The 23,905-nt window shown below is 69.7% G+C and carries 19 protein-coding genes; 6 read left to right on the plus strand and 13 right to left on the minus strand.

Annotation, left to right across the window (positions count from 1 at the left end):
* Position 1: 1 nt before the first annotated feature.
* Both NYZ98_RS16315 and NYZ98_RS16320 read right to left on the minus strand, forming a co-directional pair.
* Complete coding sequence (locus NYZ98_RS16315) at positions 2-1,612, minus strand: FAD-dependent oxidoreductase (protein ID WP_262843631.1); 1,611 nt, start codon at positions 1,610-1,612, stop codon at positions 2-4.
* Between the two features lie 157 nt (positions 1,613-1,769).
* Complete coding sequence (locus NYZ98_RS16320) at positions 1,770-2,534, minus strand: nuclease-related domain-containing protein (RefSeq protein WP_262843632.1); 765 nt, start codon at positions 2,532-2,534, stop codon at positions 1,770-1,772.
* A 292-nt stretch (positions 2,535-2,826) separates the two neighbouring features.
* Between NYZ98_RS16320 and NYZ98_RS16325 the strand changes: the two genes are divergently transcribed.
* Positions 2,827-3,405: a TetR/AcrR family transcriptional regulator gene (locus NYZ98_RS16325; RefSeq protein ID WP_262843699.1), complete on the plus strand. Its 579-nt coding sequence runs from the start codon at positions 2,827-2,829 to the stop codon at positions 3,403-3,405.
* Positions 3,406-3,480: 75 nt separating this feature from the next.
* On the opposite strand, the gene NYZ98_RS16330 is transcribed toward NYZ98_RS16325, so the two are convergent.
* The 5 genes from NYZ98_RS16330 to NYZ98_RS16350 all read right to left on the minus strand — a co-directional run bounded on the left by NYZ98_RS16330 (position 3,481) and on the right by NYZ98_RS16350 (position 8,894).
* A complete protein-coding gene (locus NYZ98_RS16330; RefSeq protein WP_262843633.1) occupies positions 3,481-4,587 on the minus strand; it encodes an acyl-CoA dehydrogenase family protein in 1,107 nt (368 codons plus the stop codon).
* 70 nt (positions 4,588-4,657) lie between these two features.
* Positions 4,658-5,836 (minus strand): acyl-CoA dehydrogenase family protein, encoded by a 1,179-nt coding sequence (locus NYZ98_RS16335; protein WP_262843634.1) that lies wholly within the window; start codon positions 5,834-5,836, stop codon positions 4,658-4,660.
* A 39-nt stretch (positions 5,837-5,875) separates the two neighbouring features.
* On the minus strand, positions 5,876-7,087 hold the full coding sequence (locus NYZ98_RS16340) for an acyl-CoA dehydrogenase family protein (protein ID WP_262843635.1): 1,212 nt from the start codon (positions 7,085-7,087) through the stop codon (positions 5,876-5,878).
* Positions 7,087-8,073, minus strand: a complete 987-nt coding sequence (locus NYZ98_RS16345) for a phosphotransferase family protein (protein WP_262843636.1) — start codon at positions 8,071-8,073, stop codon at positions 7,087-7,089. The genes NYZ98_RS16340 and NYZ98_RS16345 overlap by 1 nt, the downstream gene beginning before the upstream one ends.
* A 248-nt stretch (positions 8,074-8,321) precedes the next feature.
* Positions 8,322-8,894, minus strand: a complete 573-nt coding sequence (locus tag NYZ98_RS16350) for a TetR/AcrR family transcriptional regulator (protein WP_262843637.1) — start codon at positions 8,892-8,894, stop codon at positions 8,322-8,324.
* A 55-nt stretch (positions 8,895-8,949) separates the two neighbouring features.
* Between NYZ98_RS16350 and NYZ98_RS16355 the strand changes: the two genes are divergently transcribed.
* The gene (locus tag NYZ98_RS16355; RefSeq protein WP_262843638.1) at positions 8,950-10,137 is read left to right on the plus strand and encodes an FAD-dependent monooxygenase; all 1,188 of its coding nucleotides are present in this window, start codon (positions 8,950-8,952) and stop codon (positions 10,135-10,137) included.
* On the opposite strand, the gene NYZ98_RS16360 is transcribed toward NYZ98_RS16355, so the two are convergent.
* Positions 10,112-10,996, minus strand: a complete 885-nt coding sequence (locus NYZ98_RS16360; protein WP_262843639.1) for a DMT family transporter — start codon at positions 10,994-10,996, stop codon at positions 10,112-10,114. The two genes, NYZ98_RS16355 and NYZ98_RS16360, sit on opposite strands and share 26 nt — an antisense overlap.
* 280 nt (positions 10,997-11,276) lie before the next feature.
* Here NYZ98_RS16360 and NYZ98_RS16365 point away from each other — a divergent pair, with 280 nt between their 5' ends.
* Complete coding sequence (locus tag NYZ98_RS16365) at positions 11,277-13,457, plus strand: heavy metal translocating P-type ATPase (RefSeq protein WP_262843640.1); 2,181 nt, start codon at positions 11,277-11,279, stop codon at positions 13,455-13,457.
* Between the two features lie 62 nt (positions 13,458-13,519).
* On the opposite strand, the gene NYZ98_RS16370 is transcribed toward NYZ98_RS16365, so the two are convergent.
* The 4 genes from NYZ98_RS16370 to NYZ98_RS16385 form a co-directional block, all read right to left on the minus strand.
* Positions 13,520-13,852: a VOC family protein gene (locus tag NYZ98_RS16370; protein WP_262843641.1), complete on the minus strand. Its 333-nt coding sequence runs from the start codon at positions 13,850-13,852 to the stop codon at positions 13,520-13,522.
* A gap of 89 nt (positions 13,853-13,941) precedes the next feature.
* Positions 13,942-14,307: a hypothetical protein gene (locus NYZ98_RS16375; RefSeq protein ID WP_262843642.1), complete on the minus strand. Its 366-nt coding sequence runs from the start codon at positions 14,305-14,307 to the stop codon at positions 13,942-13,944.
* 148 nt (positions 14,308-14,455) lie between these two features.
* Positions 14,456-15,337, minus strand: a complete 882-nt coding sequence (locus NYZ98_RS16380) for a DUF4231 domain-containing protein (RefSeq protein ID WP_262843643.1) — start codon at positions 15,335-15,337, stop codon at positions 14,456-14,458.
* Between the two features lie 21 nt (positions 15,338-15,358).
* Positions 15,359-15,490: a hypothetical protein gene (locus NYZ98_RS16385; protein ID WP_262843644.1), complete on the minus strand. Its 132-nt coding sequence runs from the start codon at positions 15,488-15,490 to the stop codon at positions 15,359-15,361.
* Positions 15,491-15,695: 205 nt separating this feature from the next.
* On the opposite strand from NYZ98_RS16385, the gene NYZ98_RS16390 reads away from it, so the two are divergent.
* Together NYZ98_RS16390 and fxsT are read left to right on the plus strand one after the other, a co-directional pair.
* Positions 15,696-16,982, plus strand: a complete 1,287-nt coding sequence (locus tag NYZ98_RS16390) for a TIR-like protein FxsC (RefSeq protein WP_262843645.1) — start codon at positions 15,696-15,698, stop codon at positions 16,980-16,982.
* Complete coding sequence (gene fxsT / locus NYZ98_RS16395) at positions 16,979-20,884, plus strand: FxSxx-COOH system tetratricopeptide repeat protein (protein WP_262843646.1); 3,906 nt, start codon at positions 16,979-16,981, stop codon at positions 20,882-20,884. The genes NYZ98_RS16390 and fxsT overlap by 4 nt, the downstream gene beginning before the upstream one ends.
* Here the strand turns inward: fxsT and NYZ98_RS41375 are convergent.
* Positions 20,872-22,470, minus strand: coding sequence for a phytoene desaturase family protein (locus NYZ98_RS41375; RefSeq protein ID WP_316249571.1), 1,599 nt, complete (start codon positions 22,468-22,470; stop codon positions 20,872-20,874). The two genes, fxsT and NYZ98_RS41375, sit on opposite strands and share 13 nt — an antisense overlap.
* A 432-nt stretch (positions 22,471-22,902) precedes the next feature.
* Between NYZ98_RS41375 and NYZ98_RS16405 the strand changes: the two genes are divergently transcribed.
* Complete coding sequence (locus tag NYZ98_RS16405) at positions 22,903-23,898, plus strand: DMT family transporter (protein WP_262843647.1); 996 nt, start codon at positions 22,903-22,905, stop codon at positions 23,896-23,898.
* Positions 23,899-23,905: the final 7 nt, after the last annotated feature.

A 23,905-nucleotide genomic window follows, 5' to 3' on the forward strand; every position in this document is an offset into this window, starting at 1 on the left:
ATCATGGCGGGCGGCGTACGAGGGTGGCGCGGCGTTCGCTCGGGTTGTAGCCGGTCACCACGACCGTGGCGCCCTGGGCGGCGTAGACCCGGTCCGGGATCTCGGCCGGCACCGGACGCGCCCCGTCCGCGGGCCCGGCCGCCCCGTCGAGGTCCGGCGGGAACGGCGCGGCCCGTTCGATCAGCCGCTGGTAGAACTCCAGCCACATCCCCTGGTCGAAGGTGACCGCGGCGGTGACGCGTCCCTGGTACCCGTAGACGGCGGTGAAGCGGCGCTCGGCCGGCGAGCCCTGGGTGATCATGACCTGGTCGGCGAACGTCGGGACGCCGACGCACTTGATGTTGACGCCGAACTGGCTGGACCAGAACACCGGCAGCGACAGGTGCGGCCAGCGCCGGGTCTGGTCGCTGACCATGTTGTGCGCGGCGACCTCGGCCTGGGCGACCGCGTTGCCCCAGTGCTCCAGGGCCAGGAACTGGTACGCGTAGACAGGGTGCGGGAAGCGGGTGATGTCCCCGGCGGCGAAGATGTCGTCGGTGACCAGGCCGTTGGCGTCGAACACGCGGCAGCCCGCGTCGCAGGCCACGCCCCACACCCCGGCCGCCAGCCCGGAGTCGTGCAGCCATTCGGCGTTGCGCAGGGTGCCGAGCGCGACCACCGCCGTCTCCACGTCCAGCGTGGTGCCGTCGGACAGGCGCGCGGACCGCAGCCGTCCCCTGTCGTCCCCGACCAGCGCCGTGACCGTGACGCCGCAGCGCAGGTCGACGCCGTGCTCGCGCTGCAGGTCCGCCGTGACCGCGCCGATCACCCCGCCCAGCGCGCCGACCAGCGGCGACCGTCCCCGCACCGCGACCGTCACCGGGTGGCCGAGCTCGCGGCAGGCGGAGGCGACCTCCGATCCGGTGAACCCGGCGCCGATGACCAGCACCCGGCCGGTCCCGGCGGAGAGCCGCCGCCGCAAGCGCGCCGCGTCCTCGATCGTGCGCAGTCCGAGCACCCCGTCCAGGGCGGCCTGTGCCGGGTCCGGCCACGGGCGGGCGCGCACGCCGGTGGCGATGAGCAGGCGGTCGTACCCGATCTCCTGGCCGTCTTCGAGGCGTACCCGCTTGCCGGCCACGTCCAGCCCGGTCGCCTGCCGCCCGCGCAGCCAGGTCGCGTCCAGGTCGTCGAGCCGGGGCAGCGCGGTCTGGTCGGCGGCCACCGTTCCGGCCAGGACCTGTTTGGACAGCGGCGGCCGGTCGTACGGTTCGTGCAGTTCGTCCCCGATCAGGGTGAGGGAGCCGGTGAACCCCTCGGCGCGCAGCACCGCCGCTGCCCGCAGGCCGGCCAGCGAGGCGCCCACGATGACGACGCGCCCGCGATGTCCGGGACCGTCGCCGTTCCCCGGGGGGCGGACCCGCCGCGCGCCGGTGAGGTGGGTGGCGAGCCGGTCGATGTGGATCGCCTGGACGGGGCACGCCGCCGCGGCCCGCAGCACCCGGTCCCGCTGGGCGTCGCCGGGGTCGGGGTCGTACCGCAGCGCCTCCTGGCCGCGCATCTCGAAGACCTGCGGCGCGGCGAAGACGCACTGCGCGTACCCCTGGCACCGGGTGAGATCGACGACGACTCGCACGGGCGCGACCCCCTCACTGAGGGGGAGGGCATGCCGGGTGGTCCCCGGCATACCGGATAGTTACCCGGATCCGCGTGCCCTAGCCCCGGGCACGCCGATCGGTCGGCTCATCCGCCGCAGGCCCGCCGGCTCATCCTCCGCGGGCCACGCTGATTCGTCAGCTCATCCGCCGCAGGATGCGGGCCGCGGTGCGGGAGAGGATCTCGACCTCGTCCTCGTGCAGGTCGGCGTGCTCGTCACCGAGGATCCACCTGGCGGCCCTGCGGGGCAGGAACAGCGTCAGCCCCTGGGCGGACACGGCGGGCGCCGTCACGTGGCCGCCGTGCACGACGAGCAGCGGCGTGATCTCGACGGGGATGCCGGACTCGCGGGACAGCAGCTCGCCCATGGCGGCGGCGGCGTCCACGAGCCCCTTGGCCACCGTCCCGCCGGAGCGCTCGCCGAAGAACAGGTTGCCGCCGTACGCGGCGATGTAGGTGTCGGGGGGCCACGCCTCGTTGTCGACGATCCAGACGCCGCCGGGGCCGATCACCAGGTGGTCGATCGAGGCCTTCCCTGGCACGGCCCGGCCGTCGAGCACGCGGTAGCCGTGCTTGCCGAGCCCTCGGCGCAGCAGCCGGCCGGTCCGTACGGCGCCGCTCCGCTTGCCGCGCCAGACGGCGGTGGCCTCGAACATCCGCCAGGAGATGAACGCGTCCGCGCCCCAGACGGCGCCGCCGCCGAGGAGCCCGATCAGGAAGGGCAGCGGGAAGGACCGGTAGAAGGCGAGGGCGGTGATGAGGACGAAGCCCGCTCCCGCCATGACGTTGCGCCTGCGGCGGCGCTCGGACCTGGTCTCGCGCCAGCGGAGTTCGTACATCACCGATGGCGAGCCCCACTTGAACTTGTCGTCCTGCGGGACGTAGATGGACCCATTGGGCACCGGAAACCCCCACGATTTCGGGCTCAGTCGATTACCTTGTGGGATACCCAACCCGGGGCTCCAACTTTCCTAAGGTTACGGAACTAACGCACCTGCGACACAGCGGCATCGTGCGGGACATGCGCCGCGGGGAGTAAAGAGCACGCTGGAATATGAATGTCACAACCCGTTAACCGACCAGTCGGTATGCTGAGGGGGCATCGACCGATCAGGGGAGGCGTGCGTGATGGCGCGCAGCGGGGTCAGGGAACCGGCCACCACAGGGGAAGAAAGGCCCGGCGGCAGGCCGCCCATGGGCAAGGACGAGCCGGTACGACGGCGGCTGCTGGCCGAGGCGACACGGCTGTTCGCGGAGAAGGGCTTCGAGAGCACCTCCGTGCAGGAGATCGTTGCGGCGGCCGGCGTCACCAAAGGCGCGATGTACCACTATTTCGGCTCAAAGGATGATCTCCTGAGGGAGATCTACGCGCGCGTGCTGCGCATGCAGATCGAGAGGCTCGTCCGGTTCGCGGACGCGCCCGGCCCGATCCCCGACCGCGTGCACGCCGCCGCGGTCGACGTCATCGTCACCACGGTCGACAACCTCGACGACTCCAAGATCTTCTTCCGTTCGATGCACCAGCTCGCGCCGGAGAACCAGAAGGCCGTGCGCGCGGAGCGCCGGCGCTACCACGAGCGCTTCCGTGACCTGCTGGTCGAGGGCCAGCGGGCCGGGGTGTTCCGCGACGACGTACCGGCCGACCTGGTGGTCGACTTCTTCTTCGGCTCGGTCCACCATCTCGGCACGTGGTACCACACCGACGGCCGGCTCTCGGGGACGGAGGTCGGCCGGCACTTCGCCGACCTGCTGCTCGCCTCGCTCCGCCCCTGAGAGCCGAACCCGAAAGCCCGGACCCGCCCGCTCCAGGTGAGTCCGGTGGCGGTCCGGGTGGGTCCGGCGGTGGGCCTAGGCGGGCCCGGCGGTGGGCGGCGGGCCCGGGATGTCGGCCAGGGACGCCAGGGCGTCGCGGTGGTCACCCGGCGTCCCGAGGGCGATCTCGTCGGCCTTGGCGCGCTTCAGATACAGATGCACGGGATGCTCCCAGGTCATCCCGATACCACCGTGGAGCTGCACGCACTCCTCCGCCGCGTGCACGGCGACCGCGCCGCACCACGCCTGCGCCACCGCGACCGCCGTGGCCGCCTCCACCCCCGACGCGAGCGCGTCCGCGGCGTTGCGCGCGGCGGCCCTGGCCTGGACGATCTCCAGCCACAGGTCGGCCATCCGGTGCTTCAGCGCCTGGAACGACCCGACCGGACGGGCGAACTGGTGACGTTCCTTGACATAGGCGACCGTCGTGGTCAGGCACCATTCGGCCACCCCGAGCTGCTCGGAGGCCAGCAGCCCCGCGCCGAACTCCAGGGCCGCGCGCAGCGGCGCCAGGTCGGCCGAGATCTGACGTGCCTCCGCGCCGGCGAACGTCACGGTCGATATCGGACGGGTGACGTCGAGCGAGACGACCGTCTCGACGGTCGCGGCGGCGGCGTCGACGGCGTACAGCGCGCCGGAGGCCGGGACGACGAGCACGTCGGCGGCGTCCGCGCCCGCGACCGAGGTGACCCGCCCGGTCAGCGTCCCGCCCTCGGCGGTCACTCCCCCGGAGCCGCCGCCGGGCGCGTACGGGGAGGTCGCGAACGACACGGCGAGCGCAGCGGTGGTCTCCCCGCTCGCGAGGGCGGTGAGCAGCTCGCGGGCGGCGCCGGTGCCCGCGTCCAGCAGAACACGCGTCGCGAGGACGGCGCTGGTCAGGAACGGCACCGGGGTGACCGCGCGGCCCAGCTCCTCCAGCACGACGGCCGCCTCGCGCGCCGTCGCGTCCGCGCCGCCCAGTTCCTCGGGGATCAGCAGCCCGGCGGCGCCGATGTCCCTGGCCAGCGCCTTCCACAGGTCGGCGTCGTACGGCGAGACGCTCTCGGCCCTCGCGAGCACCGCGGCCGGGGGCAGCCGATCGGCGAGCAGGTCGCGGACCGCCGCCCGCAGTTCCTCCTCGACCTCGGAGTACAGCAGGGTCATCGGTCGCTCACCACTCCTTGTCCACCGCGCGGAGCACTCGCCCCTCGCGCATCACCACACCGGCCGAGGGTCATCGCGGGAGGTCCTTCCAGGGGACGTTCTTGTCGACACGGGGCTCGGAGGGCAGGCCGAGGACGCGCTCGGCGATGATGTTGCGCAGGATCTCGGAGGTCCCGCCCTCGATCGAGTTGCCCTTGGCCCGCAGGTAGCGGTACCCGGGGTCGCGGCCGAAGAAGTCGACGGAGTCGGACCGGCGGAAGGTCCAGTCGTCGTAGGTGAGGCCCTCCTCGCGGCGCATCTCCACGTCGAGGCTGGTCAGCGCCTGGTTGAGGCGGGCGAAGGCCAGCTTCATCCCCGAGCCCTCCGGCCCGGGGGCGCCGACGGCGAGCTGCTGGCGCAGCCGCACCCCGGCGAGGCGGGTGACCTCGGTCTCGACCCAGAGCCGGAGCAGGCGCTGGTGCAGGTCGTGCGTGCGGGCCTCGGGCCGCTGCCGCCAGGTGTCGGCGACCAGGCCGATGACCCCGCCGCCACGCCGTACGGGCGCGCCGCCGATGGCGACCCGCTCGTTCATGAGCGTGGTCTGGGCCACCCGCCAGCCGTCGCCCACCTCGCCGAGCCGCAGCGCGTCCGGCAGCCGCACGCCGGTGAGGAAGACCTCGTTGAACTCGGCCTCACCGGTGATCTGCCGCAGCGGGCGCACCTCGACCCCGGGGGCCGTCATGTCGCAGACGAAGTACGTGAGGCCCCGGTGCTTGGGCACGTCCGGGTCGGTGCGGGCGACGAGGATCGCCCAGCGGGAGTGGTGGGCGCCGGACGTCCACACCTTCTGCCCGTCGACCACCCATTCGTCCCCGTCACGCACGGCCCTGGTGGCGAGCGTGGCGAGGTCGGAACCCGCGCCGGGCTCGCTGAAGAGCTGGCACCAGACCTCCTCCCCCGTCCACAGGGGCCGCAGGAAGCGCTGTTTCTGCTCGTCGGTGCCGAAGATGAGGATGGTGGGCGCCGCCATGCCGAGGCCGATGGTGAGCTTGCCGATCTCGGTCTGCGGCGTGCCGGCGAGTTCCTTCTCCACCACGCTCTGCAGTTCGCGGGGCGCGCCGAGCCCGCCGAGGCCCACGGGGAAGTGCACCCAGGCCAGCCCGGCATCGAAGCGCGCCCGCAGGAAGTCGAGCGGTTCCATGCCCTCCGGGTCGTTCCCGGCGAGGAAAGCGCGGGCGCGCTCCTGCAGCGCCGCCTCATCCACTGTCACGAAAAATCCCTTCAGGTCTGGTCGGATCCCGGCGGTGGGTCAGTTCGGGGGCATGTGCTTCTTGAGCTCGCGATAGGCGAGCGACCGCTTGTGCACCTCGTCCGGCCCGTCGGCGAGCCGCAACGTGCGGGCACCCGCCCACAGACCGGCCAGCGGGAAGTCCTGGCTGACGCCGCCGGCCCCGTGGACCTGGATCGCTTTGTCAAGGATCCACTCCACGTCCCGCGGCGTCGCGATCTTGATGGCCTGGATCTCGGCGTGCGCGCCCCGGTTGCCGACGGTGTCCATCAGCCAGGCGGTCTTGAGCACCAGCAGGCGGAGCTGTTCCACCTTGACGCGCGACTCCGCGATCCAGTCCTGCACGACGCCCTGCTGCGCCACCGGCTTGCCGAACGTGGTCCGCGCGAGCGCGCGCGTGCACATCAACTCGATCGCGCGCTCGGCCATCCCGATCAGCCGCATGCAGTGGTGGATGCGGCCCGGCCCGAGCCGCGCCTGGGCGATGCCGAACCCGCCGCCCTCCTCGCCGATCAGGTTGTCCACCGGGACCCGGACGTCCTCGAACAGCAGCTCGGCGTGGCCGCCGTGGTCCGCGTCGCTGTACCCGAAGACGTGCATGCCCCGCTTGACGGTGAGCCCGGGGGTGTCGCGCGGCACCAGCACCATGCTCTGCTGGCGGTGGGTCGACCCCTCCTGCGAGGTCTTGCCCATCACGATGAAGATCGCGCAGCGCGGGTTCATCGCCCCGGAGGCGAACCACTTGCGGCCGTTGATGACGTACTCGCCACCGTCGCGGACGATCGACGTCGCGATGTTGGTCGCGTCGGAGGAGGCCACGTCCGGCTCGGTCATCGCGAACGCCGACCGGATCTCCCCGTTCAGCAGCGGCTCCAGCCACGTCTTGCGCTGCCACTCGTCGCCGAACATGGACAGCACTTCCATGTTGCCGGTGTCCGGCGCCGCGCAGTTGGTGGCCGTCGGCGCGATGCGCGGGCTGCGCCCCATGATCTCGGCCAGCGGGGCGTACTGCAGGTTCGTCAGCCCGGCGCCGTGCTCGCCCGGCAGGAACAGGTTCCACAGGCCGCGCTTGCGCGCCTCGTCCTTCAGGTCCTCCATCATCGGCGGCGTGCCCCAGCCGCTCTCGCCCGCCTGCCGCTCGAAGGCCTCCTCCGCCGGGTACACGCACTCGTCCATGAACTCGGCCAGCCGCTTGCGCAGTTCCTCGGTTGTGGTGTCGAACGCGAACTCCATCAGCCCTCCAGTGACTCCAGTGCTTGCAGTCCGTGGGTCACGAGCGGCGCGACGTGCTCGCCGATCTCGTCGAAGCCGTCGCCGACGGTCAGACCCTGGGTGTAGCGGAAGTGGATGCCCTCGGAGATCACCGCGAGCTTGAAGCAGGCCAGGCCGACGTACCAGCCCAGCCGGGAGACGTCGAGACCGGCGCCCTTCGCGTACCGCTCGGCGAGCTCGGCGGCCGGGGTGTGCTCGCCCTCGTCCTCCGGCACGCTGATGTCCAGGGCGGCGAAGTCGGCGTACAGCAGGAAAAGCGCCAGGTCGGTGAGCGGGTCGCCGAGCGTGGACATCTCCCAGTCCAGCACGGCGCGCACCTGGCCGCCGGCGATCAGCGTGTTGCCCAGCTTGAAGTCACCGTGCACGATCGCGTGGCGCTGGGTCACGGGCACGGCGCGCGCCAGGCCCGCGTACAGCTCGTCGATGTCGGGCAGCTCACGGCTGCGGGACGCGTCGAGCTGCCGCTTCCACCGCTTGACCTGGCGTTCCAGGAAGCCCTCGGGCCGGCCGAAGTCGGCGAGCCCGAGCGCGGCCGGGTCCAGGGCGTGCAGCCGGGCGAGGATGTCGGTGAGGTCGGCCTCGATGGCGGGCGTCGCCGGCGGCTGCCCGCCCTCGACGTACTCCATCACGTAGAACGGCGCCCCGACGACGTCCGGGTCCTCGCAGAGGTGGTCGGTGCGGGGCACGGGCACGCCGGTGCCGCGCAGCGCCGTCATCACGCGGTACTCCCGGCCCATGTCGTGCGCCGTGGCGAGCACGTGCCCGAGCGGCGGCCTGCGTACGACGAAGCGGTGCCCGCCGTCCTGGACGAGGTAGGTCAGGTTCGACTTGCCGCCGTGGATGATCTCGGCAGACAGGGGGCCCTCGGCGAGGTCGTGCCGCGCCAGGTGGTCCCTCAGGCGGTCGAGATCGAGACCCGGCGGGCTGGTCTCGACATGTGCGGGCATCGCGTTCCCCATTCGTCCCGGTCCCTGGAGCGTACCGACCGGCCGGTATGCCTGTCGACCAGTACTCTGCCGGGTCACGCTCAGCGCCTCCCCGGCTCGGTCTCGTTACCCGATTCTGCCCGTACCCACTCGGGGGTTGGGAGCGTGGACCCCATCTTCTTGATTCCGTTCGGCCATTCCGCGGCGTTCCGCGTGGCCGTCCTGCGGCGTTCCTGCGGCGTTCCGCCTGGCCGTCTTGCGGCGCCCGTTCAGGGGCGGGGGACGGTGAGCATGCCGTGGAGGAGTTCGCGCATGCCGGCGTGGAGCTCCGCGAGGCTCGGCACGGTGCCGGCGCCCGCGACCGCGTCGAAGATCACGCCTTCCCCGAACGCGACGAGCTGCCTGCCGTGCCGCACCGGATCGGGCGAACCGGCCGCGTCGAGCATCGCGATCGCCACCTCACGGAAGCGGCGCCCCGCCTCGTCGTAGACCTTCCTCAGCTCGGGACGGCGGGTGGCCTCCAGGGCCAGCTCGTACCGGGCGAGCGTGGTGCGCCGGCCGCCGGTGAGCTGGCCGTGCAGCAACCGCGCCATCAGCCCGGCCAGTTCGTCCGGCGAGGGGGCGGCGTCGCTCGAGGGCACGGCGGTGAAGTAGCCCTCTTCGAGGGAGGTGAGTCGGGCCAGGGTGAGCGCGAGGAGCGCCGCCCGGGTGCGGGCGAGGTTGGACGTCGAACCGGCGGGCAGGCCGGCCGCCTCGTCCACCGCGCGGTGGGTGAGACCGCGCATACCCCTTTCCACCAGGAGCGTGATGGCCGCCTCCGCGATGACTTCCTCCCTGCGCATGGACCCACACTACATGTGTAGTACGCTAACTACAGATGTAGTGAAGGAGAGGGTCATGTCCCATGCGATCGTGATCGGCGGCGGGATCGGCGGCCTGACGGCGGCGGCGGCGCTGTCGCTCAGGGGCTGGTCGGTGACGGTGCTCGAACGGGCCGCGTCCCTGGACCCCGTCGGTTCCGGCATCGCCATCGCCCCCAACGCGCTGCGGGCGCTCGACACGATCGGCGTCGGCGACGACGTGCGCAAGCTGTCGGCGTTGCAAGGAGCGGCGGGGCTGCGCAGGGTCGACGGGCGGTGGCTGACGCGTACGAGCGCCGAGGCGGCGGCGGCGCGGTACGGCGACCCCACCGTGCTGCTGCTCCGCTCGACCCTGGTGAACCTGCTCGCGGGCCGGCTCGGCCCCGCGGCGCTCCGCCTCGGCACGACCGCGCACGCCGTGGACCCGGAGACCGGCCGGGTCTCCACCGGCGACGGCGACCTGGAAGGCGATCTCGTCGTCGCGGCGGACGGGATCCACTCGGCGGTCCGCCGCGCGTTGTTCCCCGCCCACCCGGAGCCGGTGCACTCAGGGGTGACGAGCTGGCGGATCGTCGTCCCCCGGCCGGAGGGGGACGTGCGGGGCAGCGAGACCTGGGGGCGCGGCCAGGTGTTCGGGATCATGCCCCTGGCCGACGGCCTGGTGTACGCCTACGCCACCGCACCGGCCGACCGGGACGGCCTCGGTTCCGCGACCGGTTCGAATGGCAGGGACGATCCGGACGGCGGTAGGGAGAAGGCCGAGCTGGCGCGGCTGTTCGCGGGGTGGCACGACCCGATCCCCCGGCTGATCGCCTCGGCGGCCGAGGACCGGATCCTCAGGCACGACCTTCTCTTCCTGGATCCTCCCCTGCCCGCCTTCCACGTGGGCCGGGTGGCCCTGCTGGGCGACGCCGCCCACGCGATGACCCCGAACCTCGGCCAGGGCGCCTGCCAGGCGATCGAGGACGCCGTGGTACTCGCCCACGTGACGGGCGGGAGTGGTCACCGGCCCGGAGTGGATCTGGCCGCCTACACGGCCGCGCGGCTGGCCCGGACGGCGAAGATCATGCGCAGGTCGCGGGCCGTCTGCCGGGTGACCCTGTGGTCGAATCCGCTCGCCGTACGCGCCAGGGAGCTCGGGATGTCGCTGGCCGGGCGGCTCGGGGACGACATCGCGTTGCGCCAGTTCGACGACGTCTTCACCTGGCGGCCGCCCGTGTCGTGACGGGGATGGGAATCTCGGGGTGCGGCGGCGACACCGCCTGCGTACTCTCTGGAGTGAGCCGGCTCAGCGTGATCGTCCCGGCGATCAGCACCGCGGCCGAGACCAGGGCCGGGATCGCGTTCCCCATGCCGCTCGGCACCGGCTCGCCCAGCAGGACCGTCCCCGCGAGCACCGAAGTGATGGGGTCCACCACCTGCACCCCGGCGTACGCGATCCCGAAATAGCCGACCGCGTACGACTTCTGCAGGAGCACGACGGCGAAGACCAGCAGCACCGGGATCGCGATCGTGAACCAGTGGAGCAGCCGGGAGAGGTCCCCGCCGAGCCCGCCGCCGACGACCCGGACGAACGTGGACACCGAGGCCGTCACCGACCCCGCGCCGATGGACAGCAGCAGCGCCTTCCCCGCCCCTCGGGCGCGCCGGGAGGCGAGCTGGCAGATCACGACGACCACGCCCACGCAGGCGAGGAAACCCAGCGCCGCGGGGGTGGACAGGACGGGCCGCGTGTTGCTGTGCGGCATCAGCAGCATGAGTCCCAGCAGGCCGGCGGCCACCGCGATCGAGCCGAGCACCTCGGCCTTGTGCGGGCGCCTGCCGTGCAGGACCGCCGCCAGCGGGACGGCGAAGACCAGCGTCGCCACGCTGACCGGCTGGATCAGTACCAGCGGCGCGAAGCTCAGCGCCAGCGCGTGCAGCGAGGCTCCGGCGAAGCCGATGACGCCACCGATCCACCATCGCGGTCGCTTGATCAGTTTGAGGGTGGCACCCCCGCGGACCACCTCGAACTGCTGCAGGGCCGCGCCCCCGGCGTACCCGAGCGCACCGACGAGCGCGATCGACACGCCCAGCCAGATCATGGCCGGCCACCGGACGCGAGCACGAGGGCAGGGGAGGGCGATTGTGAGGTCATCAGAGGGAGCACCCCGCCAGCTTAGGGACAAACATGAGTAGCCAGTTCGCCAATCCCACCATTACGTCTAGATCTGGGGCTGACGCGCTGATGGCACCGTGCGCGGCCAAACGGGATGATTTACCTGATTTGCCGCGCATGGTCGGTACAGCTTCCCTGGGAATGAGAACACAATCAGCGACGTTTCCGAAGGTACCCCCTATGGGTATATTGATCAGGGAGCGAGCATGCGGCACGACCACGGCGAACACCGAGCCCACGACCACCACGAACCTGCGGGTCATGCGGGTCACGGAGATCATGCCGCCCAGTTCAGGGACCGCCTGTGGATCAGTGTGGCGCTCTCCGTACCGGTCGTCTTCTACAGCGAGATGGTCCAGATGTGGCTGGGATTCACCCCGCCACGCTTCCCCGGCTCGGCGTGGGTGGCGCCCGTACTGGGCACGATCGTCTTCCTGTACGGCGGGTGGCCGTTCCTGAGGGGCGGCTTCGACGAGGTCCGTAGCAGGACACCGGGGATGATGTCGCTGATCTCCCTCGCGATCACCGTCGCCTTCGGGGCGAGCGCGGCCACGGCGCTGGGCGTGTTCAAGCTCGACTTCTGGTGGGAACTGGCCCTGCTGATCGACATCATGCTGCTCGGGCACTGGCTGGAGATGCGTGCCCTCGGCCAGGCCTCCAGCGCACTGGACGCCCTGGCCGCCCTCCTCCCCGACGAGGCCGAACGCCTGACCACCCCTTCTCGTCCAACACCCCCCGACGGCACGGAAACGGGCACCTCGCCGACCACACCCACCGACGGCACGGAACTGGTGCCCATAGGTGAGCTTCGGGCGGGAGACGTGGTCCTGATACGTCCCGGTGGCCGGGTGCCGGCCGACGGCACGGTCGTCGAAGGCACGGCCGAACTCGACGAGTCGATGCTGACCGGCGAGTCGCGGCCGGTGCCGAAGGCGTCCGGTGACCGGGTCGTCGCGGGCACGGTCGCGCTCGACTCCGCGCTCCGCGTGAAGGTCGACGCCGTCGGCGAGGCGACGGCGCTCGCGGGCATCCGGCGCCTCGTGGAGCAGGCGCAGTACTCCCGCTCGAAGTCCCAGGCGCTGGCCGACCGTGCCGCCGCCCTGCTCTTCTACGTCGCCACGGCGGCGGGAGCGCTCACCTTCGTGACCTGGCTGGCCCTCGGCGACCCGCGCCAGGCCGTCGAGCGGACGGTGACGGTGCTGGTCATCGCCTGCCCGCACGCCCTCGGCCTGGCCATACCGCTCGTCATCGCGATCTCCACGTCGCTGAGCGCCAGGAACGGCATCCTCATCAAGGATCGGATCGCCCTGGAACGGATGCGGACGGTGGACGTCGTCCTGTTCGACAAGACCGGCACGCTGACCAAGGGCGAACCCGAGGTCACCGGGATCGCCGCCGCCGACGGCGACGAGGACGCCCTGCTGCGGACGGCCGGCGCGGTCGAGTCCGACAGCGAGCACCCACTGGCCCGGGCGATCGTCGCGGCCGCCCGCGCCCGTGGTGAGGTGCCCCGTGCCACCGGCTTCCGCTCCCTGACCGGCCGAGGCGTCCAGGCCGACACCGGCGGCCACACCGTGACGATCGGCGGCCCCGCCCTCCTCCGCGAACTGAACCTCCCCACCCCCTCCGCCCCCGGCGGACGCGGAGTCTCCCCGCTCGGCGGACGCGGAATCTCCACCCCCGGCGCACGCGGAATCTCCCCGCTCGGCGGGCCGGAGTCTCTCGGAGCCGAGATCGACGCGTGGCGGAATCGCGGGGCCGCCGTGCTCCACGTGGTCGTGGACGGCCGGGTGGCCGGCGCCATAGCGCTGGAGGACGCCGTCCGCCCCGAGTCCCGCGCGGCCGTACAAGAACTCCACCGGCTCGGCAAGCAGGTGATCATGATCACCGGGGACGCCTCCCAGGTGGCCCGCGCGGTGGCCGAGGACGTCGGGGTGGACGACCACTTCGCCGAGGTCCTGCCCGAGGACAAGGACGCCAAGGTGGCCGAGCTCCAGGGGCGCGGGCTGAGCGTCGCCATGGTCGGCGACGGGGTGAACGACGCCCCCGCCCTGGCCAGGGCCGACGTGGGGATCGCGATCGGCGCGGGCACCGACGTGGCGATCGAGTCGGCGGGCGTCGTACTCGCCGGCGACGACCCGCGCGCGGTCGTCGGCGTCATCCGGCTGTCACGGGCCACGTACCGCAAGATGCTGCAGAACCTGGCCTGGGCCACCGGCTACAACCTCGTCGCCATCCCCCTCGCCGCGGGCGTCCTCGCCCCGGTGGGCGTCACGCTCTCCCCCGCGGTGGGCGCGATCCTGATGAGCCTGTCCACCATCGTCGTGGCCCTCAACGCCCAGCTCCTCCGCCGCGTGAACCTCCGCCCCACCCCCGGAACCCCCTGACGGATCAGGCCCTCTCCGGACAGACACCGAAGATCAGGTCCTCTCCCGACAGACGCAGAAGATCAGGTCCTCTCCGGGCAGACACAGAAGAGGTGACCCTCGGGGTCGGCGAGCACCGTCCAGCCGTCCCCGGGCTGGAACTCGGGCTTGGTGGCCCCCAGCTCCACGTACTCCGCCACGGCCTTGTCCACGTCCGGCACCCGGAAGTCGAGGTGGAACTGCTTGTCCGGCCCGGGCCACACGGCCGGCTTCCGCTCGGGCACCCGCCCGAAGTAGATGCTCGTCGTCCCGTCCCCGATCCCGGCGTACTCCTCCTCGGCGTACTGCACCTCGAACCCAGTGATCTTCGAATAGAACTCCGCGAGCCTCTTCGGCTCGGCACAGTCAATGGTCACGGCAATGAGCTTCGCCTTCGTTGTCATGACCCCACCCTGCCCCGCATACCTGTCACCCCCCGTCAGGTATGGCAGAGGTGACACGCGGCTCACTCACGGCTGGAGCCCTCGGGCCAGATGACACGCACCTTGATCCCCCGCTCGCGCGCCTCGGCGACGACGTCCGCCGTGCCGCCGTACCCCCGCGCGGGCTTCCCGTCCCAGACGGCGTACAGCTCCTCGGCGAGGTCGAGCATGACCCGGCTGCCCTCCATGTGGGACTCGGAGGACGACTCGGCGTACCGGAGCCGGTGGATCTCCTCGGCGGCGCTCATGAACATGTCGTACTCGTCGTGTGTGTCGACGGGAAGGTCATCGCGATAGCTGGCCGAGCAGACGACGGCCTCCAGGGTGCCCCCGAGGGCCAGCACCACCCGGGCGAAGATCTGATCGGCCCCGTCGGCCAGGCAGGACACCCCTCGCACCTGGGGGGCGTGCTCGGCCAGCGTCCTTCGGAGAGCGTCCTCGACTAGCGTCGCCGTATGCGACGGCAGCCCGCGGTGACCCGAGATGGCGATACGAAGCGGACGGCCCCTGGCCGGCCCCGGCGGGCGGAACGATCCTTCAGCTACGGGAGCCTCGCCAAAGCATGGTCTCACGCGAGATGGCCTCCTCCGACTCGTCAACAAAATGGGCCCACTCGGGCTCGGTGCGAGGCCATTCCGCGCGAGAAACGATGTCCCCGAGCTCCAACGCCGCTATGGAGTACGAGGTCGCCAGTTGCTGGTGTTGCCGGGTCTGCAGCCAGGCGATCCCGGCTGCGGCGATCGCGCCGATGATGCCCGGCAGATCCAGGTTAACCAACTGGGTGGCGTTGAGCACAGCGGCGATCAGGCCCACGGCCTCCATGGCCGCGAACGCGATCGACCACTGCGAGGCCCGGCGCTCGTGGTACCTGGCCTTGGTGACGTACCAGACCCGCTGGTCGTTGATGCGGCCGTTCATGTAGTGCTGCTTGCGCTCGTCCAGCGACAGCGCCCGGATGCTGCGCATGGTCGCGGTGACCTGACACTCCTCCTCGAGCGTGGGGACGGGGGCGAACGAGTGGATCCCGCCGGTGATCTCGGAGAACCTGCGCAACAGCAGAAGGTCGGTGCCCTCCTCATCCTTCACGTCGCAGCCGAACGGCTCCCCGCCGACCAGATAACGCCACGCCAGCGTCTTGGCCGACTCGGCCGCCGCCCTCGCTTCGTACCACTGCCGGTCCGGGCGCACCGTCAGCAGGTACACCTCCGTCACCAGCGCCGTCGCCAGCGCCCCGGCCGCGGCCATCGCCGCCAGGTCCACCCGCCCGGCGTCGATACTGAACGACCCGAAGATCGCGGCGACCACCAACGAGACGAGCCGCACACACGTGGCAGCGAGCAACCGCCGCTGCCCCACGACGGCACCCTGGTCGGCAGCCCGATAGAGCGCCGGAAATCCAGCCTCCGGATTCCCCTCCATGCGTTCACTGGAACGGCTAATTCAAACGCTGTCAAGACGACGGTTGACTTCCATCGCGACATCGGCCATCAGGAAGATCCAGAAAACCATTGCAAGGCCCGGCTCGCGTCTCGCGGTCACGCCCTCATGGCGGATCCGGTGCCTGATCGACATGACCCGTGCCAGGGCCCCTGGTAGGGACCATACGGTCGTCGGCCGGAAACGATCGGCCCGGCACCGGTCTATTTCAAACTTCGGCTGCGGCATTAATCTACCGAGCACGATTCCGGTACACGACATTGCCTACCCGAAGTCACAGGCTTAACCTACCTGTCTACGGTCCGCGACTTCGCAAGATCCACGCGGGGAGGCTCCACACGTGTCAGGCGATTCCGGAGCAGGCCCCTACTTCTTTCTCAGCTATGCGCACACCCCTCGGCATGACTTCGACACCGGATACGATCCGGACCAATGGGTCGAGCGGCTGTTCACCGACCTGTGTCGGCATGTGACGGTGCTGAGCGGCCTCAATCGGAACGCACCGCCGGGATTCATGGATCGGCAGCTCAACTCCGGCAGCGATTGGCCTCGACGGCTGGCCGAGAGCATCTCATCCTGCCGGGTGTTCGTCCCGTTGTACTCCAGGCACTATTTTGACAGCGAGCACTGCGGCAGGGAGTGGACCGCGTTTTCCCAGCGAATTCTACGCCACCACGCACGTGGATCCGCGCGAGTCGACAGAATCGTCCCGGCCCTCTGGGTGCCGGTTCCCCACGACGACCTGCCGGAGGTCGCACGATCCATCCAGTTCGGTCACTCCGGACTTGGAACCTCGTACCTGGAGCATGGATTCTACGGAATCATGAAATTACGGCGCTTTCGTGACGCATACCAGATGGCCGTTTACCGGCTGGCGCGCCGAATCGTCGAGGTAGGGCAGGCCGCCATGCTCACACCGAGCGATCCACCACCCGACTACGAGTCTCTGAGCAATGCCTTCGGACAGCTGGATCCCCACCGTGCCGACGGCCTCAGCATACGAATCTCGGTGATCGCCCCGGATATCTCTCATCTGCCGGAGGACCGCCTTCCCTACCACTACGGGTACACGCCGCTCGAATGGAACCCCTACCGGCCGGTGCTCGGCAGACCCCTCGCCGAACATGTCGCCGAGGTCGTACGGCAGCACGGCTTCAGAGTGGAATTCGGAACATCAGAGGAGGACGCCGGCGACTTCTTCGGCGACGCGGCACGAACGAGTCCCGGGATCGTTCTCGTAGACGCGTGGGCGACGGTTTCGGACAGGTCATTGAAACAGTTACGCCGATTGGGGGAGGCCGGAAGACCGTGGCTGACAGTGCTGGCGCCGTGGAATCCAGATGACGCACAGACCATGGACGCCAGATCCCGGCTGCGGGCGAATCTCATGTCGATCTTGCAGAACAAAGCCGCGGAAGGGCGGCCCACGCAGCTCTCGATCGCCATGGACATCGAGACCCTTCCTCAGCTGACCAAGGCGATCCCGGAAGTGGCACAGACCGCCGTGATCCAGCACCGTCTACGATCCCCGGCGCATCCCCCTCAAGGATTCCCGTCCCTCGAATTTCCCAGACTGCAAGGTGTCCCGTTCCCGTTGGGCGACGACGATACGGAGGCTCGGCGATGAGCGACACTCCCGAGGGCCACATCATCACGTTCTACTCCTACAAGGGAGGAACCGGACGCACGATGGCTCTCGCCAACACGGCGTGGATCCTCGCGAGCAACGGCAAGAGGGTGCTGGCGCTCGACTGGGATCTTGAATCCCCCGGACTGCACAAGTACTTCCATCCCTTCCTCGACGCCAACATCATGAGCTCGACCGGAGGGGTGGTCGACATGATCACCGAGTACGTGATCGCGACGTCTCGTGATCCACGTCCAGGAGACTGGCATGTCGACTACGCCAAAGTGCAGCAGAACGCGGTGTCCGTCGATTGGAGCGATTTTCCGGGCGAGGGAACGGTCGACGTCGTCTTCGCCGGTCGCCAGAGTCGCGACTACACCTCGCTCGTGGCCTCAATGGATTGGGAGGACTTCTATACGCGGCGCCGAGGCGGGCAGTACCTCGACGCGTTGAAAGCCGACATGAAGCGCCATTACGACTACATCCTGATCGACAGCCGGACCGGCCTGAGCGATATCGCCGACATCTGCACCATCCACTTTCCGGACACTCTCGTCACGTGCTTCTCCCTCAACGACCAGAGCATCGAAGGCGCCTCCGCCGTCGCCCGCCACATCGATGGCAGGTACGGCAGCCGGCACATCCGGATCCTTCCGGTTCCCATGCGCGTCGAGGACGGAGAAAAGGTCAAGCTCGACGCCGGGCGCGAACTCGCCAGGCGCCGCTTCGACGGTTTCCCCGTCGGCATGAGCCCGGCTGAGACCCGTGAGTACTGGGGTGCGATTGAGATTCCCTACAAACCCTTCTACGCCTTCGAGGAGACACTGGCCGCGTTCGGGGACGCACCAGGCTCACCGACCTCGCTTCTGGCGGCGTTCGAACGTCTGGTCGGTGTGATCACCTGGGGTGAGGTCACGTCGATGCCGCCGTTCGACGAGAACCGCCGTCTGCGGATTCGAGAGCAGTATGCCCGGAAGTCCGCCACGACCTCCCCGAGAGTGCTCCTCAGCTACGTGCCTGAGGACCGGATGTGGGCGGATTGGATAGCCGCCTTGCTGCGACGTTCGGGCTTCCAGATCCAGCGACAGGACGAGGCATCTCCCACCGCTGGTCCCGGCGCCGGGCCTGACATGATCGTCGCCACCATCGCGCTTCTCTCGATCTCCTATATGCGTTCCCCCCAGGCCCAGGCTCTGTGGGGAACGTTCGAGGCCACGGAGATCCGTTCCCAGCTGGTGCCCGTCCGAGTCGCCGACGTACGACCGCCCGCCGTCCTTGGTGACCGTGTGACCCTTGATCTGATGTTCATGGAGGAGGAGCAGGCCACCGAGACATTGTTGCGAAAACTCGGCAGGCCGCATCACCCGAACCACGACTTGGGTTACCCCCCTGGTGGCCCGCGCTTCCCCGGAACCCGTCCGACGGTGTGGAACGTCCCCAACAGGAACGCCGCTTTCACCGGACGAAACGACGTTCTGGACAAGCTTCGTGACCGGATCATCAGTGGTGGTAAGGCAGTGGTCCGGCCGCAGGCATTGCACGGTCTCGGCGGTGTCGGCAAGACCCAGGTGGCCCTGGAATACGCCCACAGGTTCATGGCCGACTACGACGTCGTCTGGTGGATCGCCGCAGAGCATCTTGACCGTATCAATCCAACGATGGCCGAACTGGCCGGGTCGCTTGGAACGGGGGTCAATGACAGCGTGAGCGAATCGTCCAGGGCCGCGCACGAGGCGCTGCGTCGCGGCGATCCTTTCTCCCGATGGTTGCTCATCTTCGACAACGCGGATGATCCACACGATCTCGAAAGGTTCCTGCCCAGTGGATCCGGACACATCCTGATCACATCGCGCAACCCCGCATGGTCACGCGTCGCCGATCCGCTGGAGGTCGACGTCTTCAACCGTGAAGAGAGCGTGGAGCACCTGCTTCGCCGCGCACCAGGAGTCGATCCAGCGGACGCGGATCGGGTCGCGTCCACCCTCGGAGACCTGCCGCTCGCCATCGAGAACGCCAGTGCCTGGCTGGAGCAGACCGGGATGCCCGCCGGCCAGTACGTCGAGCATCTCCGGACCCAGGTGACCGAGACGCTGTCACTGGGTGAACTGTCGCCAGGCTATCCAACGGCGGTCGCGGCGACGTGGAACCTTTCCATCGAACGGCTCAAAGAGCACTCACCCGCATCGGTACGGATGCTCGAACTGCTGTCCTTCTTCGCGTCGGAGCCGATCTCCCTGGACCTGGTCTACTGCGACGCGATGGTGGGACTCCTCAAGCCGTACGACAGTGCGGTGAACGAGAAGGTCCTGCTCGGTCCTGTCATCCGTCACCTCGGCCGCTACGCCTTGGCCAAAGTGGACCAAGTTGACAGGTCCGTCCAGGTTCATCGTCTCATTCAGGGTGTCGTGAGAGATCGAATGGACCCCGAACGGAGGGACGAGACCGCGCATGACGTGCACCGTATCCTCGTCGCGGCCGCGCCAGAGTTGGGGGCCACCGACGACCCCGGGAACTGGCCACGGTACGACGAGATCTGGCCTCATCTCGGGCCCTCGATGGCGGACCAATGCGGGAAGGAGGACACCCGGAGCCTGCTGATCGATCGAGTGCGCTACCTGTGGAAACGGGGTGATTTCGAGGCGAGCTTGAGTTTCGGTGACCGGCTCGTTCGCGGATGGAACATCAAGCTGGGCGAAGATGACCGGCAAACGACTCATCTGCGCTTCCACATCGCCAACACCTTGCGTTCGATGGGCAGGTACGAGGAAGCGTTCCAGGTCGACACCGAGGTTCTGTCTGCTCAGACTCGCACTCTCGGCGAGTTCCATCCGTTCACTCTGATGACGGCAGGGGGTCTGGCCGCCGATCTGAGAGCCCTCGGCGATTTCGACCAAGCCTTGCGGGTGGACAATCTGACGTACGTACGGGTCAGGGAGTCGTTCGGCGAAGACCATCCACGCACGCTCATGTCGGCACACAATCTGGGTGTCAGCCTGAGGCTGGCGGGCGAGTTCTCGAAGGCGCGAAAACTCGATCTGGAGACCGTCGATCGCCGGCGTCAGATGATCGGCGAGATGCACCCGTACACGCTCTACTCGATAGGTGATCTCGCCCACGATCTCAGGGAACTCGGGCACTTCGCCGAGTCTGTCGAGATGTTACGAGTCAATCTTGAGCACCATCGACGCGTACTCGGTGACGACATGATCGATACCCTCCGGACCGCCACGAGTCTCGCTACATCGCTTCGCAGATCCGGGGCCATGGCGGAGGCGCGTGTCCTGATCGAGGAAACATACGAACGCTACGTCGCCCGCTACGGAACCGGGGCACCGGACTCCCTGTCGTGCCGTCTGGAGCTCACCTCCTGTCTGGCGGCGGCCGGTGAGACTATTCGCGCCCTCGAATTGGCCACCGACGCGATGTCCAGGTTCCAGGAGAGTCTCGGTCGCGATCACCCTCTCGCCCTGGCCACAGCGAACAACGTCGCCATCTATCTCCGGCTGCTCGGCCGCCTCGACGAGGCCAAGGAGCTCACGAAGGCGACTCTGGACGCACTGATCGCCGGGGTCGGCGAAGCACACCCGCTGACGCTGGTCTGCGCGATCAACATGGCGAACTGCCTTGCCTGGTCAGGGCTGCCCGAGGCCGCCGAGTCACTTGAAAGGACCACGCTCACCCGGCTCACGAGGATGCTGGGACCCGGGCATTCCGACACGCTCATCTGTGAGGGCAATCTCGCCGTGTCCCTGAACGCTCTCGGCGAAGCCGAAGAGGCACGTGAACTCCGGGAACGTGTGGTGCGGGCGATGCGCCACACCTTGGGCGACGACCATCCGCACGTCATCGCGCTCGCGGAATGGCACAGGAACGATCGCGACCTGGAACCTCAACCATGGTGACGCTGCTGGTCAGCGAGGATGGCGATTGCGGCGTTTTTGCCGTTTAGGGCTATTACGCTGCCGCCGGGGTGGGTGGCGGCGCCGCAGAGGTAGAGGTGGGGGATGGGGGTGCGGGGGGTTAGGCGGTTGGTCCACATTTGGTTGGGGCGGACTTCGCCCTGGAAGATGTGGCCGCCGGTGAGGCCTACCCGGCGTTCGATGTCGGGGGCGCCGAGTACCTCGTAGCTTTCCAGGCAGTCGGAGAAGCCGGGGGCGAAGCGTTCGATGAGGTCGATGAACTGTTTGGCGACGTCTTCCCTGCGGTTGTCCCAGCCGCCGTTGAGGTCGTAGGAGGCGTACTGCCCGAAGACGCTCATCAGGTGGCGGCCTTCGGGGGCGGGTGAGGGGTCGTGGCCGGTCTGGACGTAGATCTCGCCGAAGCCGACGGCTGGTTCGCCTGTTTCGCAGCGTTCGAAGGCCTTCTGCGCGTCCTCCAAGCCGGTGGTCGTGTTGACCACGCCCCGGGCCATGAACGTCTCGCCGGGGGCCGCCGTCCAGTCGGGGAGCCGGCTGAGCGCGGCGTTGAACTTCACGACGGGGCTGCGGATGTCCCAGTCCTCGATGCGCCGCCGGTAGTCCTGCGGCACGGCGTCGCCGGGGAGCATGGTCATCAGCCGTTTGGGGTCGGCGTTGCTGACGATGGTGGCGGCGGCGATGAACGTGCCGTCCTCCAGCCTGACGCCCTCGCCGGGCAGCACCTCGCCCACCGGGACGCCGGTCGCCAGTACGGCGCCCGCCTCGCGCGCGGCGTCGGCGATGGCGAAGCTGACGACGCCCATGCCGCCGCGCACGTAGCCCCAGACGGCGCCCTCGCCGTTCACCTCGCCGGCGAAGTGCATGAACTTGACGGCGGCGGTGCCCGGGTCCTTCGGGCCCGCGTAGGTGCCGATGATGCCCTGGCCGAAGAGGGCGTCCTTGAGCCGCTGGTCGCCGACGAACTCGTCCAGGACCTCGGCGATCGAGGCGTGGAAGAGCACGTCGGTCATCAGGCGCTCGCCGCCGAGCAGTTCCTCCAGCTCGGCCCTGGACGGGGAGTCGCCCGACCAGGTGTCCCGCGCCCCTTTGCGGAGCCGGATGCGGATCTGGTCGAACAGATCCTCATAAGCGAAATATCCGTCGATGTCCTTCTGAGAGAAGCCGAGGTCCCGCAGCCCCGCAAGCGTCCGGTCGTGGTCCAGCCACTGCGCGAAGGCGGTCCCGTCGTCGAACGGCACCCACAGCTGCGGGTCGGCGAGGTACACCTCCAGCCCGCGCTCGTGCAGCCGCAGGTCGCGGATCACGGTCTCGTCGAGCAGCCCGACGACGTACGCGCACGGGCTGACGACGTACCGGGGATCGGGGAAGGGCCGGTCGAGCGTGGCGGCGCCGCCGAGGCGCTCGCGCGCCTCCAGGACCAGCACCGATTTGCCGGCTCTGGCGAGGTAGGCCGCGCAGGTGAGCCCGTTGTGCCCGCCGCCGACGACTATCACGTCCCAGCGCCGTGCGGCCAGAGACCGCACCGGCTCGGGCAGCCCGACCACGCCCAGCCGCTCAGCGATCTCGTTCATTGCCTGCATATCCCGCATCCCTTCCGCCCATATCCCGCACATCCCGCAGATCCCGGATCCCGGATCTCGCAGATCCCGCTTTCCTTCGGCGGCGACGATCGGACGGGGCGTCCCGCTCATGGTCCGGCCGCCGCGCGGGCCCAGTGTGGTGTCCTTCCATAGACTGACTGGATAGTCAGTCAGGATGCAAGAGGGGCCGACCATCCAGCGCGATCATCCGGCGGCCGGTCATTCGGCGGCGGGCTAATCCGGTGGTCGGTGGGGGTGGCCGGTGGTTAGCCTGGGGCGTATGCGCCGGACTCTGATCACCTCTCCCCCCACCGCCCGATAACGGGCGGTTTCTCTCCATAAATCCGGACCTGGTAGGTCCGGTCGGTGGCGGCTGCCCGTTTCACGGGCCCTTCTTTCCCACCACCTCCATGGAGAGAGTTCATGACGCACGTCTCCGTACGACGGGGCATGCTGTACGTCACCATCGCCGCCACCATCTGGGGCACCGGCGGCCCCGCGGCGGCCCTGCTGTACAAGGTCAGCGGCCTCGGCCCGGTGGCCGTCTCCTTCTGGCGCTTCGTCTTCGGCGCCGCCCTGCTGTTCGCCGCCGCCCACCTCCCGCGCCCCGGCACGACCACCCTCCCGCGCCCCGGCACGCCCGCGCGCGTGGCCGTACCGAGGGCGCGCTGGGGCGGGTTGCTGCTCGTCGGGTCCGGGCTGGCGATCTCCCAGGCCGCCTACTTCGCCGCGGTCGCCGAGACCGGCGTCGCCATGGCGACCGTGATCACGCTGGGCGCGAGCCCGGCGGTGGTCGCCCTCGGGGCGCGGCTGGCCCTGGCGGAGCGGCTCGGCCGCGTCGGGACGTTCAGCATGGGGCTGGCCCTGGCGGGCCTGGTCCTCATGGTCGGCGGCCCGTCCGCCGTCTCGCCCGCCGGCGCCGGCCTGGCCCTGCTGTCGGCGGTCGCCTACGCCGGGGTCACCCTGCATTCCCGCGCCTCGACCCGGCCCGCAGACGTTACGCCGCGTTCCCGCGCCTCGGCCCGCCCCACGGGGCGTACCGAAGGGGACGTGGCGATGGGCCGAGGGGACGCGTACGGGACGGCCATGTGGGGGTTCGCCGTCGGCGGGGTCCTGCTGTTGCCGATCGCGGCCGTCGAGGGCCTGGTGCCGAGCGGGGGCCCGGTGACGACGCTGGCGTTGCTCGGGTACCTCGGCGCCCTGCCCACGGCGCTCGCCTACAGCCTGTTCTTCACCGGGCTCGCGTCCGTACGGGCGACCACCGCCTCGATGGTGGCGCTCCTGGAGCCGGCGGGCGCGACGGCGATCGGCGTCCTGGCGCTGGGCGAGCGGCTCACGCCGGCCTCGGCGGCGGGCGCGGCCGTGCTGCTGGCCTCGGTGGCGTTCCTGACCCTCGGCGAGTCACGCCGCGCCTTGTGAAGCCCTC

This window comes from Sphaerisporangium corydalis, from assembly GCF_025506355.1.
GTDB lineage: Bacteria > Actinomycetota > Actinomycetes > Streptosporangiales > Streptosporangiaceae > Sphaerisporangium > Sphaerisporangium corydalis.

Coding starts and splice junctions, on each gene's coding strand:
- NYZ98_RS16325 (WP_262843699.1), top strand. CDS start 2,827: ATGGGCAAGGACGAGCCGGTACGACGGCGGCTGCTGGCCGAGGCGACA.
- NYZ98_RS16330 (WP_262843633.1), bottom strand. CDS start 4,587: ATGACCCTGCTGTACTCCGAGGTCGAGGAGGAACTGCGGGCGGCGGTC.
- NYZ98_RS16340 (WP_262843635.1), bottom strand. CDS start 7,087: ATGGAGTTCGCGTTCGACACCACAACCGAGGAACTGCGCAAGCGGCTG.
- NYZ98_RS16345 (WP_262843636.1), bottom strand. CDS start 8,073: ATGCCCGCACATGTCGAGACCAGCCCGCCGGGTCTCGATCTCGACCGC.
- NYZ98_RS16350 (WP_262843637.1), bottom strand. CDS start 8,894: ATGCGCAGGGAGGAAGTCATCGCGGAGGCGGCCATCACGCTCCTGGTG.
- NYZ98_RS16355 (WP_262843638.1), top strand. CDS start 8,950: ATGTCCCATGCGATCGTGATCGGCGGCGGGATCGGCGGCCTGACGGCG.
- NYZ98_RS16360 (WP_262843639.1), bottom strand. CDS start 10,996: ATGATCTGGCTGGGCGTGTCGATCGCGCTCGTCGGTGCGCTCGGGTAC.
- NYZ98_RS16365 (WP_262843640.1), top strand. CDS start 11,277: ATGCGGCACGACCACGGCGAACACCGAGCCCACGACCACCACGAACCT.
- NYZ98_RS16380 (WP_262843643.1), bottom strand. CDS start 15,337: ATGGAGGGGAATCCGGAGGCTGGATTTCCGGCGCTCTATCGGGCTGCC.
- NYZ98_RS16385 (WP_262843644.1), bottom strand. CDS start 15,490: ATGTCGATCAGGCACCGGATCCGCCATGAGGGCGTGACCGCGAGACGC.
- fxsT (WP_262843646.1), top strand. CDS start 16,979: ATGAGCGACACTCCCGAGGGCCACATCATCACGTTCTACTCCTACAAG.
- NYZ98_RS41375 (WP_316249571.1), bottom strand. CDS start 22,470: ATGAACGAGATCGCTGAGCGGCTGGGCGTGGTCGGGCTGCCCGAGCCG.
- NYZ98_RS16405 (WP_262843647.1), top strand. CDS start 22,903: ATGACGCACGTCTCCGTACGACGGGGCATGCTGTACGTCACCATCGCC.